Annotated in this window: 1 protein-coding gene; it reads left to right on the plus strand. The window is 51.8% G+C overall.

Annotated features, from left to right (window positions below; translation table 11 throughout):
* Positions 1 to 14 precede the first annotated feature (14 nt).
* Positions 15 to 19445, plus strand: coding sequence for a filamentous hemagglutinin N-terminal domain-containing protein (locus ACJJI8_RS07715; RefSeq protein WP_444934709.1), 19431 nt, complete (start codon positions 15 to 17; stop codon positions 19443 to 19445).
* The last annotated feature ends 122 nt before the right edge of the window (positions 19446 to 19567 follow it).

The following is a 19567-nucleotide window of genomic DNA, read 5'->3' on the forward strand; positions in this document are numbered from 1 at the left end:
CGCAAGGTGCTGGTATGAAAGCCAAAAATAAAAAGCTTGAGTTAAGAAAATTAGCAAGTGCCATTAAGGTGTCAAGTTTTGCCTATGCCGGCCTGTTTGCAGGGCTGATTAGTCCCATGGTTCATGCTGGACCTGAAGGCGGAGTGGTAACCGGCGGTATCGGCACTATTGATGTTGACGGGGCTACAACCACAGTCGACCAGGTAACAGACCTGTTATCAATCGACTGGGATTCTTTTAATTTAAGTGAAGAAGAGCTGGTCCAATTCCTGCAGCCAGACTCGTCTTCTATCGTGCTTAACCGAATCTTGGACCAGGATGTCACTACCATCCAAGGTGCGATAGAGGCCAATGGCCACGTTATCCTGGTGAACCCGCGAGGAGTTCTTTTTACTGAGACAGCCACGGTTAATGTCGGCGCCATAACCGCGTCCGGGCTCGATATGAGTCCAGAAGACTTTATGAATGGTGATTTTGCCTTTAAAGGCGAGTCGGGTTCTTCAGGGGTTGTTGTTAACCGAGGTGTGATTAATGCATCCAGCGCGGTTCTGGTAGGTAAGCAGGTTACAAATGCCTCTACCGGCTTGATCAGCGCTGAACTCGTCAGCCTGGCAGCAGCCGATGAAGCCTTATTAACTTTTGATGCCGATGGAATGATTGGCGTTAAGGTCACCAAAGAGGTTATGGAGAATGACCTCGGCCTAGATAGTGCTGTGCTAAATGAAGGGGCCATCGAAGGCGCTCAGGTTTTGATGGAAGCCAGCGTTTCCGGTGACCTGTTTACTGCTGCAGTAAATAATGAAGGCACAGTAACTGCACGCGGTATTGATACCAGCGGGGGCAAAATCCGCCTGTTTGGCTCGGGTTCCGGAGTTGTGAATAGCGGAACTTTGGATGCATCCGGCAGTGCCGGTGGTGAGGTTGTCCTGGAGGGCGATTTTGCCGAGCACAGCGGAGATATTTCAGTAGCAGCTGACTCTGGCAGTGGCGGTTACGTTGCTGTTTTGGGTGATGAAGTTGTTGTCAGCGGGAATATTGATGCCCGCGGCACTTCTGCCGGTGGCGAAGTTCTTATCGGCGGTGACTACCGGGGGAGTAACGAGGATATTCGCAATGCCGAAACCACCACGGTTACGGCGGAATCTACAATCGATGCCAGTGGTGTCGGCGATTCTGATGGTGGTACCGTTATTGTTTGGGCCGATGAAACCACCAATTTTGGCGGTACGATTCTCGCCGAGTCAGGCAAGGATGGTGGTGATGGAGGGCTGATAGAAACTTCCGGTAAGCGTTATCTGATCCTGGATAATGATAGCTTGTCTGTCTCCACTTTGAGTTACGGCGATGGAGAGTCAGGTCTTTGGTTATTAGATCCAGAGTGGATGGAAATCCTGGAGGATTGCACAGGTGTAGTAAGCAACTGTACAGAAACTGGAACATTAACTGGTGCTTTGGCTGGTGGATCAATCACCATAGAGCTATCTGACTCCGATGTTGCTTCGGAGGGTATTTTTGTTGGTGGCGACTTAGCATGGAGTAGTGGAAAGTCATTAACGTTAGCGTCTTTTAATGGTGTAAAAGTCGGTGAGGATGTCAGTATTAATGCCACTAATAATGGCAGTAATCTCATTGTTAATACAGGCGGAGCTTTTACTAATTTAGGCTCAATCAGTGTTAATGTATTCGAATTGTCTGTTGGATATTTCGAATCGAGTGATATGTCAGTTATTATCCAAGCTGATGCAACAGACAATATTTTGGGTGATATTACTGTAGCTGATTACGGCACTATTACAGGCAACAGTGATGCAGACTCTTTTTTATTTTCAGATGGTGATGATGCAATAAGCATTACTGGAGATAACAGTTTTACCCTCAATGCAATCTCCTTCTCGGGTATTGAAGAGGTCGATCTGGGAGGTGGTGAAAATAGTATCACAGCAATCAACACTGCGACCCTTACTGACACAGATAACAAGGCCGTAACGAACTTAATCACGTTTAGCAATATTAGCAGTATGGCTGCTGATAGCCTTGAAGGCTCTGATTCAGCCGATAGCTTCGAGGTGACCGGTGATAACAGTCTAACTGCTAATGGTATCAGCTTTAGTGATGTGGACACGGTTGATGCAGGAGGTGAAGGAACAGGCAGTGATGAAGTCACAGGCACCAGTGGCGAAAAGTGGACCCTGACCGCTAGGGATAACGAAGCGATAAATAGCGGGATTACTTTCAGCGATGTGGAAAGCCTAGTTACCGTCAATGCCAACCTTGAGGGTACTACCAGTGCAGAAGAGTTCGTCCTAACCTCCGACGGAGATGTTGAAGTCAATGAGATGACGATTTCCGGCATGTCAGCGGTGGTTGGTAACGGTAATGACAGCCTGGATGCCACCAACTTTGACGATGGCCTGACTCTAACAGGGAATAACAATGAAGTCAGCGCCGACACCTTAGTTTTTTCCGGTATTACGGATGCCGAGACCACAAAACTGACCGGTACCAGCGATGCGGATAGTTTCACCGTCACCGGTAATAATGCCTTGGATGCTGCAGATATCAGCTTTACTAGCGTGGCTACGGTCGATGCTGGGGATGCGGGAACAGGTAGTGACAGCGTTTCCGCGATCGGCACCGTGACCCTGACCGACAATGACTATGAAGCTGAAACGAATTTAATTACGTTTAGTGATATTGAAAGTGTCACTGCTGATAGCCTTGAAGGTTCTGACTCAGCAGATACCTTTATCATAACCGGTGATAATAGCCTGACCGCCAATAGCATCAGCTTTAGTAGTGTAGATACCGTCGATGCTGGAGATGAAGGAACAGGCAGTGATAGCGTTACTGCGATCAGCACAGTGACCCTGACCGATAGTGACTATGAGGCGACTTCAAGCTCCATAACCTTTAGCGATATTGAAAGTGTTACTGCTGCTGGCAGCCTTGTAGGCTCTGTAAATGACGATACTTTTGTAGTGGTGAGCGATACAGAAGTCACAGCCAATGGAATCAGTGTGACTGGGTTTGGCACCTCGATTGATGCAGGAAGCGGTGATGATAGTGTTACTGGCGCTAGTGGTGAAGACTGGACCCTGACGTCCAACGATGAAGAAGCCAAAAATAGCGATATTACTTTCACCGAGGTTGAAATCCTGGTTGCCACCAGCGCTAACCTTCAAGGCACTGCCGGTGTAGAAGATTTCGTCCTGACCTCCACAGGTGATGTCGAAGTGAATGACATGACGGTTTCCGGCATGTCAGAGGTGTATGGCAACGACGGCGATGACAGCCTGGATGCCACGGACTTTTCCAATGGCCTGACGCTCACCGATACAGATAATAAAGTCACCGCCGACACCCTGGCGTTTTACAACATTACGGATGCAGTGACCTTAACGCTGACCGGCACCAGTGACGACGAAAGTTTCACCGTGAACGGGGACAATGCAGTCACGGCAAATGGTATTGCCTTTACCAAGGTTGACGATGTTACCACAGGCGGCGGTAGCGATACGGTGACTGGTGCCAGTGGAGCGGATTGGACTCTGACGTCCAACGATAAGGAAGCCGAAAGTAGCGAAATTACTTTCAGCGGTGTAGAAACCCTGGTTGCCACCAGCGCTAACCTTCAAGGCACTGCCGGTGTAGAAGATTTCGTCCTGACCTCCACAGGTGATGTCGAAGTGAATGGCATGACGGTTTCCGGCATGTCAGAGGTGTATGGCAACGACGGCGATGACAGCCTGGATGCCACGGACTTTGCCAATGGCCTGACGCTCACCGATACAGATAATAAAGTCACCGCCGACACCTTGGCGTTTTACAACATTACGGATGCAGTGACCTTAACGTTGACCGGCACCAGTGACGACGAAAGTTTCACCGTGAACGGGGACAATGCAGTCACGGCAAATGGTATTGCCTTTACCAAGGTTGACGATGTTGCCACAGGCGGCGGTAGCGATACGGTGACTGGTGCCAGTGGAGCGGATTGGACTCTGACGTCCAACGATAAGGAAGCCGAAAGTAGCGAAATTACTTTCACCGGTGTAGAAACCCTGGTTGCCACCAGCGCTAACCTTCAAGGCACTGCCGGTGTAGAAGATTTCGTCCTGACCTCCACAGGTGATGTCGAAGTGAATGGCATGACGGTTTCCGGCATGTCAGAGGTGTATGGCAACGACGGCGATGACAGCCTGGATGCCACGGACTTTTCCAATGGCCTGACGCTCACCGATACAGATAATAAAGTCACCGCCGACACCCTGGCGTTTTACAACATTACGGATGCAGCGACCTCCGCGCTGACTGGTACCAGTGACGCGGATAGTTTCACAATCACTGGTGATAAGGCTCTGGATGCTGCAGGTATCAGCTTCACAGAGGTAGATACGGTCGATGCTGGAGATGAAGGAACTGGCAGTGACAGCGTTACCGCGATCAGCACAGTGGCCCTGACCGACACTGACTATGAAGCGATTTCAAACTTAATAACTTTCAGTGATATTGAGAGTGTCAGCGGAGGTAACCTGGTGGCTTCATCAGGGGACGATACGTTTGAGGTAACAGGGTTTGAAGCCTTAAAGGCGAATCAGATTGCATTCAGCGATATTGATAGTGTTGATGCCATGGGTGGCACAGACGATGTAACTGGGGCCAGCGGTGAAGACTGGCTACTAGGAAGCAGTGCTAAGGAAGGGACTAATAACGGCATCACCTTTACCGGTGTAGAAATTCTGGTAGCCAGCAACGCTAACCTTCAAGGCACTGCCGGTGTAGAAGATTTCGTCCTGACCTCCACAGGTGATGTCGAAGTGAATGGCATGACGGTTTCCGGCATGTCAGAGGTGTATGGCAACGACGGCGATGACAGCCTGGATGCCACGGACTTTGTCAATGGCCTGACGCTTACCGATACCAACAACAAAGTCACCGCCGACACCCTGGCATTTTACAACATTACGGATGCAGTGACCTCCGCGCTGACTGGTACCAGTGACGCGGATAGTTTCACAATCACTGGTGATAAGGCTCTGGATACTGCAGGTATCAGCTTCACAGAGGTAGATACGGTCGATGCAGGAGGTGCAGGAACAGGCAGCGATAGCGTTACTGCGATCAGCACAGTGACCCTGACCGATAGTGACTATGAGGCGACTTCAAGCTCCATAACCTTTAGCGATATTGAAAGTGTTACTGCTGCTGGCAGCCTTGTAGGCTCTGTAAATGACGATACTTTTGTAGTGGTGAGCGATACAGAAGTCACAGCCAATGGAATCAGTGTGACTGGGTTTGGCACCTCGATTGATGCAGGAAGCGGTGATGATAGTGTTACTGGCGCTAGTGGTGAAGACTGGACCCTGACGTCCAACGATGAAGAAGCCAAAAATAGCGATATTACTTTCACCGAGGTTGAAATCCTGGTTGCCACCAGCGCTAACCTTCAAGGCACTGCCGGTGTAGAAGATTTCGTCCTGACCTCCACAGGTGATGTCGAAGTGAATGGCATGACGGTTTCCGGCATGTCAGAAGTGTATGGCAACGACGGCGATGACAGCCTGGATGCCACGGACTTTGCCAATGGCCTGACGCTCACCGATACAGATAATAAAGTCACCGCCGACACCCTGGCGTTTTACAACATTACGGATGCAGTGACCTTAACGCTGACCGGCACCAGTGACGACGAAAGTTTCACCGTGAACGGGGACAATGCAGTCACGGCAAATGGTATTGCCTTTACCAAGGTTGACGATGTTGCCACAGGCGGCGGTAGTGATACGGTGACTGGTGCCAGTGGAGCGGATTGGACTCTGACGTCCAACGATAAGGAAGCCGAAAGTAGCGAAATTACTTTCAGCGGTGTAGAAACCCTGGTTGCCACCAGCGCTAACCTTCAAGGCACTGCCGGTGTAGAAGATTTCGTCCTGACCTCCACAGGTGATGTCGAAGTGAATGGCATGACGGTTTCCGGCATGTCAGAGGTGTATGGCAACGACGGCGATGACAGCCTGGATGCCACGGACTTTTCCAATGGCCTGACGCTCACCGATACAGATAATAAAGTCACCGCCGACACCCTGGCGTTTTACAACATTACGGATGCAGTGACCTTAACGTTGACCGGCACCAGTGACGACGAAAGTTTCACCGTGAACGGGGACAATGCAGTCACGGCAAATGGTATTGCCTTTACCAAGGTTGACGATGTTGCCACAGGCGGCGGTAGCGATACGGTGACTGGTGCCAGTGGAGCGGATTGGACTCTGACGTCCAACGATAAGGAAGCCGAAAGTAGCGAAATTAGCTTTACCGGTGTAGAAACCCTGGTTGCCACCAGCGCTAACCTTCAAGGCACTGCCGGTGTAGAAGATTTCGTCCTGACCTCCACAGGTGATGTCGAAGTGAATGGCATGACGGTTTCCGGCATGTCAGAGGTGTATGGCAACGACGGCGATGACAGCCTGGATGCCACGGACTTTTCCAATGGCCTGACGCTCACCGATACAGATAATAAAGTCACCGCCGACACCCTGGCGTTTTACAACATTACGGATGCAGCGACCTCCGCGCTGACTGGTACCAGTGACGCGGATAGTTTCACAATCACTGGTGATAAGGCTCTGGATGCTGCAGGTATCAGCTTCACAGAGGTAGATACGGTCGATGCTGGAGATGAAGGAACTGGCAGTGACAGCGTTACCGCGATCAGCACAGTGGCCCTCACCGACACTGACTATGAAGCGATTTCAAACTTAATAACTTTCAGTGATATTGAGAGTGTCAGCGGAGGTAACCTGGTGGCTTCATCAGGGGACGATACGTTTGAGGTAACAGGGTTTGAAGCCTTAAAGGCGAATCAGATTGCATTCAGCGATATTGATAGTGTTGATGCCATGGGTGGCACAGACGATGTAACTGGGGCCAGCGGTGAAGACTGGCTACTAGGAAGCAGTGCTAAGGAAGGGACTAATAACGGCATCACCTTTACCGGTGTAGAAATTCTGGTAGCCAGCAACGCTAACCTTCAAGGCACTGCCGGTGTAGAAGATTTCGTCCTGACCTCCACAGGTGATGTCGAAGTGAATGGCATGACGGTTTCCGGCATGTCAGAGGTGTATGGCAACGACGGCGATGACAGCCTGGATGCCACGGACTTTGTCAATGGCCTGACGCTTACCGATACCAACAACAAAGTCACCGCCGACACCCTGGCATTTTACAACATTACGGATGCAGTGACCTCCGCGCTGACTGGTACCAGTGACGCGGATAGTTTCACAATCACTGGTGATAAGGCTCTGGATGCTGCAGGTATCAGCTTCACAGAGGTAGATACGGTCGATGCAGGAGGTGCAGGAACAGGCAGCGATAGCGTTACTGCGATCAGCACAGTGACCCTGACCGATAGTGACTATGAGGCGACTTCAAGCTCCATAACCTTTAGCGATATTGAAAGTGTTACTGCTGCTGGCAGCCTTGTAGGCTCTGTAAATGACGATACTTTTGTAGTGGTGAGCGATACAGAAGTCACAGCCAATGGAATCAGTGTGACTGGGTTTGGCACCTCGATTGATGCAGGAAGCGGTGATGATAGTGTTACTGGCGCTAGTGGTGAAGACTGGACCCTGACGTCTAACGATGAAGAAGCCAAAAATAGCGATATTACTTTCACCGAGGTTGAAATCCTGGTTGCCACCAGCGCTAACCTTCAAGGCACTGCCGGTGTAGAAGATTTCGTCCTGACCTCCACAGGTGATGTCGAAGTGAATGACATGACGGTTTCCGGCATGTCAGAGGTGTATGGCAACGACGGCGATGACAGCCTGGATGCCACGGACTTTTCCAATGGCCTGACGCTCACCGATACAGATAATAAAGTCACCGCCGACACCCTGGCGTTTTACAACATTACGGATGCAGTGACCTTAACGCTGACCGGCACCAGTGACGACGAAAGTTTCACCGTGAACGGGGACAATGCAGTCACGGCAAATGGTATTGCCTTTACCAAGGTTGACGATGTTACCACAGGCGGCGGTAGTGATACGGTGACTGGTGCCAGTGGAGAGGATTGGACTCTGACGTCCAACGATAAGGAAGCCGAAAGTAGCGAAATTACTTTCACCGGTGTAGAAACCCTGGTTGCCACCAGCGCTAACCTGCAAGGCACTGCCGGTGTAGAAGATTTCGTCCTGACCTCCACAGGTGATGTCGAAGTGAATGGCATGACGGTTTCCGGCATGTCAGAGGTGTATGGCAACGACGGCGATGACAGCCTGGATGCCACGGACTTTGCCAATGGCCTGACGCTCACCGATACAGATAATAAAGTCACCGCCGACACCCTGGCGTTTTACAACATTACGGATGCAGCGACCTTAACGCTGACCGGCACCAGTGACGACGAAAGTTTCACCGTGAACGGGGACAATGCAGTCACGGCAAATGGTATTGCCTTTACCAAGGTTGACGATGTTGCCACAGGCGGCGGTAGCGATACGGTGACTGGTGCCAGTGGAGCGGATTGGACTCTGACGTCCAACGATAAGGAAGCCGAAAGTAGCGAAATTACTTTCAGCGGTGTAGAAACCCTGGTTGCCACCAGCGCTAACCTTCAAGGCACTGCCGGTGTAGAAGATTTCGTCCTGACCTCCACAGGTGATGTCGAAGTGAATGGCATGACGGTTTCCGGCATGTCAGAGGTGTATGGCAACGACGGCGATGACAGCCTGGATGCCACGGACTTTTCCAATGGCCTGACGCTCACCGATACAGATAATAAAGTCACCGCCGACACCCTGGCGTTTTACAACATTACGGATGCAGCGACCTCCGCGCTGACTGGTACCAGTGACGCGGATAGTTTCACAATCACTGGTGATAAGGCTCTGGATGCTGCAGGTATCAGCTTCACAGAGGTAGATATGGTCGATGCTGGAGATGAAGGAACTGGCAGTGACAGCGTTACCGCGATCAGCACAGTGGCCCTGACCGACACTGACTATGAAGCGATTTCAAACTTAATAACTTTCAGTGATATTGAGAGTGTCAGCGGAGGTAACCTGGTGGCTTCATCAGGGGACGATACGTTTGAGGTAACAGGGTTTGAAGCCTTAAAGGCGAATCAGATTGCATTCAGCGATATTGATAGTGTTGATGCCATGGGTGGCACAGACGATGTAACTGGGGCCAGCGGTGAAGACTGGCTACTAGGAAGCAGTGCTAAGGAAGCGACTAATAACGGCATCACCTTTACCGGTGTAGAAATTCTGGTAGCCAGCAACGCTAACCTTCAAGGCACTGCCGGTGTAGAAGATTTCGTCCTGACCTCCACAGGTGATGTCGAAGTGAATGGCATGACGGTTTCCGGCATGTCAGAGGTGTATGGCAACGACGGCGATGACAGCCTGGATGCCACGGACTTTGTCAATGGCCTGACGCTTACCGATACAGATAATAAAGTCACCGCCGACACCCTGGCATTTTACAACATTACGGATGCAGTGACCTCCGCGCTGACTGGTACCAGTGACGCGGATAGTTTCACAATCACTGGTGATAAGGCTCTGGATACTGCAGGTATCAGCTTCACAGAGGTAGATACGGTCGATGCAGGAGGTGCAGGAACAGGCAGCGATAGCGTTACTGCGATCAGCACAGTGACCCTGACCGATAGTGACTATGAGGCGACTTCAAGCTCCATAACCTTTAGCGATATTGAAAGTGTTACTGCTGCTGGCAGCCTTGTAGGCTCTGTAAATGACGATACTTTTGTAGTGGTGAGCGATACAGAAGTCACAGCCAATGGAATCAGTGTGACTGGGTTTGGCACCTCGATTGATGCAGGAAGCGGTGATGATAGTGTTACTGGCGCTAGTGGTGAAGACTGGACCCTGACGTCCAACGATGAAGAAGCCAAAAATAGCGATATTACTTTCACCGAGGTTGAAATCCTGGTTGCCACCAGCGCTAACCTTCAAGGCACTGCCGGTGTAGAAGATTTCGTCCTGACCTCCACAGGTGATGTCGAAGTGAATGGCATGACGGTTTCCGGCATGTCAGAAGTGTATGGCAACGACGGCGATGACAGCCTGGATGCCACGGACTTTGCCAATGGCCTGACGCTCACCGATACAGATAATAAAGTCACCGCCGACACCCTGGCGTTTTACAACATTACGGATGCAGCGACCTTAACGCTGACCGGCACCAGTGACGACGAAAGTTTCACCGTGAACGGGGACAATGCAGTCACGGCAAATGGTATTGCCTTTACCAAGGTTGACGATGTTGCCACAGGCGGCGGTAGCGATACGGTGACTGGTGCCAGTGGAGCGGATTGGACTCTGACGTCCAACGATAAGGAAGCCGAAAGTAGCGAAATTACTTTCACCGGTGTAGAAACCCTGGTTGCCACCAGCGCTAACCTGCAAGGCACTGCCGGTGTAGAAGATTTCGTCCTGACCTCCACAGGTGATGTCGAAGTGAATGGCATGACGGTTTCCGGCATGTCAGAGGTGTATGGCAACGACGGCGATGACAGCCTGGATGCCACGGACTTTGCCAATGGCCTGACGCTCACCGATACAGATAATAAAGTCACCGCCGACACCCTGGCGTTTTACAACATTACGGATGCAGCGACCTTAACGCTGACCGGCACCAGTGACGACGAAAGTTTCACCGTGAACGGGGACAATGCAGTCACGGCAAATGGTATTGCCTTTACCAAGGTTGACGATGTTGCCACAGGCGGCGGTAGCGATACGGTGACTGGTGCCAGTGGAGCGGATTGGACTCTGACGTCCAACGATAAGGAAGCCGAAAGTAGCGAAATTACTTTCAGCGGTGTAGAAACCCTGGTTGCCACCAGCGCTAACCTTCAAGGCACTGCCGGTGTAGAAGATTTCGTCCTGACCTCCACAGGTGATGTCGAAGTGAATGGCATGACGGTTTCCGGCATGTCAGAGGTGTATGGCAACGACGGCGATGACAGCCTGGATGCCACGGACTTTGCCAATGGCCTGACGCTCACCGATACAGATAATAAAGTCACCGCCGACACCCTGGCGTTTTACAACATTACGGATGCAGCGACCTTAACGCTGACCGGCACCAGTGACGACGAAAGTTTCACCGTGAACGGGGACAATGCAGTCACGGCAAATGGTATTGCCTTTACCAAGGTTGACGATGTTGCCACAGGCGGCGGTAGCGATACGGTGACTGGTGCCAGTGGAGCGGATTGGACTCTGACGTCCAACGATAAGGAAGCCGAAAGTAGCGAAATTACTTTCAGCGGTGTAGAAACCCTGGTTGCCACCAGCGCTAACCTTCAAGGCACTGCCGGTGTAGAAGATTTCGTCCTGACCTCCACAGGTGATGTCGAAGTGAATGGCATGACGGTTTCCGGCATGTCAGAGGTGTATGGCAACGACGGCGATGACAGCCTGGATGCCACGGACTTTGCCAATGGCCTGACGCTCACCGATACAGATAATAAAGTCACCGCCGACACCCTGGCGTTTTACAACATTACGGATGCAGCGACCTTAACGCTGACCGGCACCAGTGACGACGAAAGTTTCACCGTGAACGGGGACAATGCAGTCACGGCAAATGGTATTGCCTTTACCAAGGTTGACGATGTTGCCACAGGCGGCGGTAGCGATACGGTGACTGGTGCCAGTGGAGCGGATTGGACTCTGACGTCCAACGATAAGGAAGCCGAAAGTAGCGAAATTACTTTCAGCGGTGTAGAAACCCTGGTTGCCACCAGCGCTAACCTTCAAGGCACTGCCGGTGTAGAAGATTTCGTCCTGACCTCCACAGGTGATGTCGAAGTGAATGGCATGACGGTTTCCGGCATGTCAGAGGTGTATGGCAACGACGGCGATGACAGCCTGGATGCCACGGACTTTGCCAATGGCCTGACGCTCACCGATACAGATAATAAAGTCACCGCCGACACCCTGGCGTTTTACAACATTACGGATGCAGCGACCTTAACGCTGACCGGCACCAGTGACGACGAAAGTTTCACCGTGAACGGGGATAATGCAGTCACGGCAAATGGTATTGCCTTTACCAAGGTTGACGATGTTGCCACAGGCGGCGGTAGCGATACGGTGACTGGTGCCAGTGGAGCGGATTGGACTCTGACGTCCAACGATGAAGAAGCCAAAAATAGCGATATTACTTTCACCGAGGTTGAAATCCTGGTTGCCACCAGCGCTAACCTTCAAGGCACTGCCGGTGTAGAAGATTTCGTCCTGACCTCCACAGGTGATGTCGAAGTGAATGGCATGACGGTTTCCGGCATGTCAGAAGTGTATGGCAACGACGGCGATGACAGCCTGGATGCCACGGACTTTGCCAATGGCCTGACGCTCACCGATACAGATAATAAAGTCACCGCCGACACCCTGGCGTTTTACAACATTACGGATGCAGTGACCTTAACGCTGACCGGCACCAGTGACGACGAAAGTTTCACCGTGAACGGGGACAATGCAGTCACGGCAAATGGTATTGCCTTTACCAAGGTTGACGATGTTGCCACAGGCGGCGGTAGTGATACGGTGACTGGTGCCAGTGGAGCGGATTGGACTCTGACGTCCAACGATAAGGAAGCCGAAAGTAGCGAAATTACTTTCAGCGGTGTAGAAACCCTGGTTGCCACCAGCGCTAACCTTCAAGGCACTGCCGGTGTAGAAGATTTCGTCCTGACCTCCACAGGTGATGTCGAAGTGAATGGCATGACGGTTTCCGGCATGTCAGAGGTGTATGGCAACGACGGCGATGACAGCCTGGATGCCACGGACTTTGCCAATGGCCTGACGCTCACCGATACAGATAATAAAGTCACCGCCGACACCCTGGCGTTTTACAACATTACGGATGCAGTGACCTTAACGCTGACCGGCACCAGTGACGACGAAAGTTTCACCGTGAACGGGGACAATGCAGTCACGGCAAATGGTATTGCCTTTACCAAGGTTGACGATGTTGCCACAGGCGGCGGTAGTGATACGGTGACTGGTGCCAGTGGAGCGGATTGGACTCTGACGTCCAACGATAAGGAAGCCGAAAGTAGCGAAATTACTTTCACCGAGGTTGAAATCCTGGTTGCCACCAGCGCTAACCTTCAAGGCACTGCCGGTGTAGAAGATTTCGTCCTGACCTCCACAGGTGATGTCGAAGTGAATGGCATGACGGTTTCCGGCATGTCAGAGGTGTATGGCAACGACGGCGATGACAGCCTGGATGCCACGGACTTTGCCAATGGCCTGACGCTCACCGATACAGATAATAAAGTCACCGCCGACACCCTGGCGTTTTACAACATTACGGATGCAGTGACCTTAACGTTGACCGGCACCAGTGACGACGAAAGTTTCACCGTGAACGGGGACAATGCAGTCACGGCAAATGGTATTGCCTTTACCAAGGTTGACGATGTTGCCACAGGCGGCGGTAGCGATACGGTGACTGGTGCCAGTGGAGCGGATTGGACTCTGACGTCCAACGATAAGGAAGCCGAAAGTAGCGAAATTACTTTCACCGGTGTAGAAACCCTGGTTGCCACCAGCGCTAACCTTCAAGGCACTGCCGGTGTAGAAGATTTCGTCCTGACCTCCACAGGTGATGTCGAAGTGAATGACATGACGGTTTCCGGCATGTCAGAGGTGTATGGCAACGACGGCGATGACAGCCTGGATGCCACGGACTTTGCCAATGGCCTGACGCTCACCGATACAGATAATAAAGTCACCGCCGACACCCTGGCGTTTTACAACATTACGGATGCAGCGACCTCCGCGCTGACTGGTACCAGTGACGCGGATAGTTTCACAATCACTGGTGATAAGGCTCTGGATGCTGCAGGTATCAGCTTCACAGAGGTAGATACGGTCGATGCTGGAGATGAAGGAACTGGCAGTGACAGCGTTACCGCGATCAGCACAGTGGCCCTGACCGACACTGACTATGAAGCGATTTCAAACTTAATAACTTTCAGTGATATTGAGAGTGTCAGCGGAGGTAACCTGGTGGCTTCATCAGGGGACGATACGTTTGAGGTAACAGGGTTTGAAGCCTTAAAGGCGAATCAGATTGCATTCAGCGATATTGATAGTGTTGATGCCATGGGTGGCACAGACGATGTAACTGGGGCCAGCGGTGAAGACTGGCTACTAGGAAGCAGTGCTAAGGAAGCGACTAATAACGGCATCACCTTTACCGGTGTAGAAATTCTGGTAGCCAGCAACGCTAACCTTCAAGGCACTGCCGGTGTAGAAGATTTCGTCCTGACCTCCACAGGTGATGTCGAAGTGAATGGCATGACGGTTTCCGGCATGTCAGAGGTGTATGGCAACGACGGCGATGACAGCCTGGATGCCACGGACTTTGTCAATGGCCTGACGCTTACCGATACAGATAATAAAGTCACCGCCGACACCCTGGCGTTTTACAACATTACGGATGCAGCGACCTTAACGCTGACCGGCACCAGTGACGACGAAAGTTTCACCGTGAACGGGGACAATGCAGTCACGGCAAATGGTATTGCCTTTACCAAGGTTGACGATGTTGCCACAGGCGGCGGTAGCGATACGGTGACTGGTGCCAGTGGAGCGGATTGGACTCTGACGTCCAACGATAAGGAAGCCGAAAGTAGCGAAATTACTTTCACCGGTGTAGAAACCCTGGTTGCCACCAGCGCTAACCTTCAAGGCACTGCCGGTGTAGAAGATTTCGTCCTGACCTCCACAGGTGATGTCGAAGTGAATGGCATGACGGTTTCCGGCATGTCAGAGGTGTATGGCAACGACGGCGATGACAGCCTGGATGCCACGGACTTTGCCAATGGCCTGACGCTCACCGATACAGATAATAAAGTCACCGCCGACACCCTGGCGTTTTACAACATTACGGATGCAGCGACCTTAACGCTGACCGGCACCAGTGACGACGAAAGTTTCACCGTGAACGGGGACAATGCAGTCACGGCAAATGGTATTGCCTTTACCAAGGTTGACGATGTTGCCACAGGCGGCGGTAGCGATACGGTGACTGGTGCCAGTGGAGCGGATTGGACTCTGACGTCCAACGATAAGGAAGCCGAAAGTAGCGAAATTACTTTCACCGGTGTAGAAACCCTGGTTGCCACCAGCGCTAACCTGCAAGGCACTGCCGGTGTAGAAGATTTCGTCCTGACCTCCACAGGTGATGTCGAAGTGAATGGCATGACGGTTTCCGGCATGTCAGAGGTGTATGGCAACGACGGCGATGACAGCCTGGATGCCACGGACTTTGCCAATGGCCTGACGCTCACCGATACAGATAATAAAGTCACCGCCGACACCCTGGCGTTTTACAACATTACGGATGCAGCGACCTTAACGCTGACCGGCACCAGTGACGACGAAAGTTTCACCGTGAACGGGGACAATGCAGTCACGGCAAATGGTATTGCCTTTACCAAGGTTGACGATGTTGCCACAGGCGGCGGTAGCGATACGGTGACTGGTGCCAGTGGAGCGGATTGGACTCTGACGTCCAACGATAAGGAAGCCGAAAGTAGCGAAATTACTTTCAGCGGTGTAGAAACCCTGGTTGCCACCAGCGCTAACCTTCAAGGCACTGCCGGTGTAGAAGATTTCGTCCTGACCTCCACAGGTGATGTCGAAGTGAATGGCATGACGGTTTCCGGCATGTCAGAAGTGTATGGCAACGACGGCGATGACAGCCTGGATGCCACGGACTTTGCCAATGGCCTGACGCTCACCGATACAGATAATAAAGTCACCGCCGACACCCTGGCGTTTTACAACATTACGGATGCAGCGACCTTAACGCTGACCGGCACCAGTGACGACGAAAGTTTCACCGTGAACGGGGACAATGCAGTCACGGCAAATGGTATTGCCTTTACCAAGGTTGACGATGTTGCCACAGGCGGCGGTAGCGATACGGTGACTGGTGCCAGTGGAGCGGATTGGACTCTGACGTCCAACGATAAGGAAGCCGAAAGTAGCGAAATTACTTTCACCGGTGTAGAAACCCTGGTTGCCACCAGCGCTAACCTGCAAGGCACTGCCGGTGTAGAAGATTTCGTCCTGACCTCCACAGGTGATGTCGAAGTGAATGGCATGACGGTTTCCGGCATGTCAGAGGTGTATGGCAACGACGGCGATGACAGCCTGGATGCCACGGACTTTGCCAATGGCCTGACGCTCACCGATACAGATAATAAAGTCACCGCCGACACCCTGGCGTTTTACAACATTACGGATGCAGCGACCTTAACGCTGACCGGCACCAGTGACGACGAAAGTTTCACCGTGAACGGGGACAATGCAGTCACGGCAAATGGTATTGCCTTTACCAAGGTTGACGATGTTGCCACAGGCGGCGGTAGCGATACGGTGACTGGTGCCAGTGGAGCGGATTGGACTCTGACGTCCAACGATAAGGAAGCCGAAAGTAGCGAAATTACTTTCAGCGGTGTAGAAACCCTGGTTGCCACCAGCGCTAACCTTCAAGGCACTGCCGGTGTAGAAGATTTCGTCCTGACCTCCACAGGTGATGTCGAAGTGAATGGCATGACGGTTTCCGGCATGTCAGAGGTGTATGGCAACGACGGCGATGACAGCCTGGATGCCACGGACTTTGCCAATGGCCTGACGCTCACCGATACAGATAATAAAGTCACCGCCGACACCCTGGCGTTTTACAACATTACGGATGCAGCGACCTTAACGCTGACCGGCACCAGTGACGACGAAAGTTTCACCGTGAACGGGGACAATGCAGTCACGGCAAATGGTATTGCCTTTACCAAGGTTGACGATGTTGCCACAGGCGGCGGTAGCGATACGGTGACTGGTGCCAGTGGAGCGGATTGGACTCTGACGTCCAACGATAAGGAAGCCGAAAGTAGCGAAATTACTTTCAGCGGTGTAGAAACCCTGGTTGCCACCAGCGCTAACCTTCAAGGCACTGCCGGTGTAGAAGATTTCGTCCTGACCTCCACAGGTGATGTCGAAGTGAATGGCATGACGGTTTCCGGCATGTCAGAGGTGTATGGCAACGACGGCGATGACAGCCTGGATGCCACGGACTTTGCCAATGGCCTGACGCTCACCGATACAGATAATAAAGTCACCGCCGACACCCTGGCGTTTTACAACATTACGGATGCAGCGACCTTAACGCTGACCGGCACCAGTGACGACGAAAGTTTCACCGTGAACGGGGACAATGCAGTCACGGCAAATGGTATTGCCTTTACCAAGGTTGACGATGTTGCCACAGGCGGCGGTAGCGATACGGTGACTGGTGCCAGTGGAGCGGATTGGACTCTGACGTCCAACGATAAGGAAGCCGAAAGTAGCGAAATTACTTTCAGCGGTGTAGAAACCCTGGTTGCCACCAGCGCTAACCTTCAAGGCACTGCCGGTGTAGAAGATTTCGTCCTGACCTCCACAGGTGATGTCGAAGTGAATGGCATGACCGTATCCGGCATGTCTGCAGTCGATGGTAATGGCGGTGACGACAGCTTGGATGCCAGTGCCTACAGCGATGGGCTTTCTTTAACTGGTGTTGATAATCAAGTCGATGCCGGCTCACTGTCTTTCTATAGCATTTCCAGTGCGGCCACTTCTATCCTGACAAACACCCATGATTCTGCTCAGTTCGAATTGCAGGGTGACCAGGCATTAGCAACGGCAGGTATCAGTTTTACTGGCCTTGAAGAAGTGAATACTTCGGGCAGTAATGACACCTTGGTGGCTACAGACAGTGATGATAACTTTACCCTCAATTCCGATGGTGATATCAGCGTTGCAGGCATCGACTTCAGTGGGCTGGAAACTGTGGATGGCGCAGGTGGTAGCGATACGGTTAGTGCAGATGGAGCTACCTGGACCTCGACCAGCTCCGGTACCTCCCTTGTTGAAGGCAGTGTGGAGGCTGAAGTTAATGGCCTGACCGTCTACTTTGATAACCTCGAACTCGTAGAGGGGGCGGGAAGTTATACTGGCCAGGATATCGATGGTGAATATGAGTTTAGTGCTCTGGATACCATGACGATTGGCGGAGTAACTTTTGCCGACCTGGATAGTGTTGCTGCGGGTTCTGGCACAGATACCGTTTATGGTGCAGATATTGATGCTGTCTGGGATATCAATGACTCTGAACACACTGTTTCCAGTGGTGGAGCATCACTCACGATTACTGGTATCGAGTCTATTACTGCCGGTTCAGGTGCTGATGAGTTTAATTTAAATGGTGGTGAACTCGCAGGGATTGATACTGGAGCTGGCAGCGATACCGTCACCTTCTCTGGCACTGTGATTGACAGTATTTCCCTTGGTGCTGGCAATGATTTCTTGACGGTAGAAACTGATATTGGCCAGGAGGTAGAGCTTGCTGGTGGTGACGGATCTGATGATTTCCAATACAACTTGTCCGGTACGACCTGGGAGCTTTATAGCAGTGGCAATCAGGTAGGTAACTTCAGTTTTGCTGGTTTCGAATACCTGGACAACACCTCTGACAGTATTACCGTCCTGACCGATCTGGCATTTGATTTTGAAGATGGTGGAAGTAGATCTGAAAGCTTCAATAAAAATGGTGCCGGGCTCCAGTTCAGCGATATGCGGCTGGGCTACGATGGCGAGGGCGATATTTATGTTACCAGCAACTCAACAGATACTATCGGTGGCAGCCTGACCGCTGATCGTGCCGAATTGGTTGTTGGTGGCGATGTAGATATTGAGACAGATGTGAGTGTCTTGGCTGTTGCCACCTCGGGTGCGGATATCAATATCAGTGTGCAGGCTGCAGGGGATCTCGTTATCGATGAGATCGATGCAGGGCGGGGCACAGTTTCCTTGGCCAGCTCCAGCTTTGGCACCCTGACTGCTGAAACTTATGGAGATACCCATATCACAGCATCCGCTGTGACCTTGGGAACGGAAACTGAGCTGTGGACCATCATTGGTGAGGCGACTAACCCTCTCCGCATGGATGTCACCAATACAGTGGATATCTATTCCGTCAGTTACTATGAGCCTGACTTTATTGGCCAGATCCCGACGGTTACCAGCACTGGTGACGAGCTGCAGTCAGTTGCCGGTGCTCAGGCATCCCAGGGCCTCAAGTCAGCAGTTCAAAATGCGGTAGAGGATTTCAGCCATGTGGACCCCGCGATCTTTAGCGCTGTGAAGCCCTACAGTAGTGGCGTCGATGCAGTGAACTCCCCTGAGATGCGTCTCAGGTCTGGGGAATTGAGCCCGGCTGTAGCTTCAGCTGCTGAGGAGGTTGAAGCTGCACCTAAGTTTGACGCTGAACTCGAACTGGGCACCAGCGATGCGCCCAGCGACATTACTGTAGATCTTGGGGAGTTTAATGGAGGTAGTGCAGGACACTAAAGTAAACTCCCTTTGCAAAAAAGCCGGTCTTTAGGGGCCGGCTTTTTTTATGTCCGGAATTTTTTTGGCTGGGTTTTAGAAGGAAAGAGTTAAAAGCGAGGGCTGGAAAATTAAATCACCCA

It is taken from the genome of Microbulbifer maximicatervae (SeqCode), assembly GCF_052467695.1.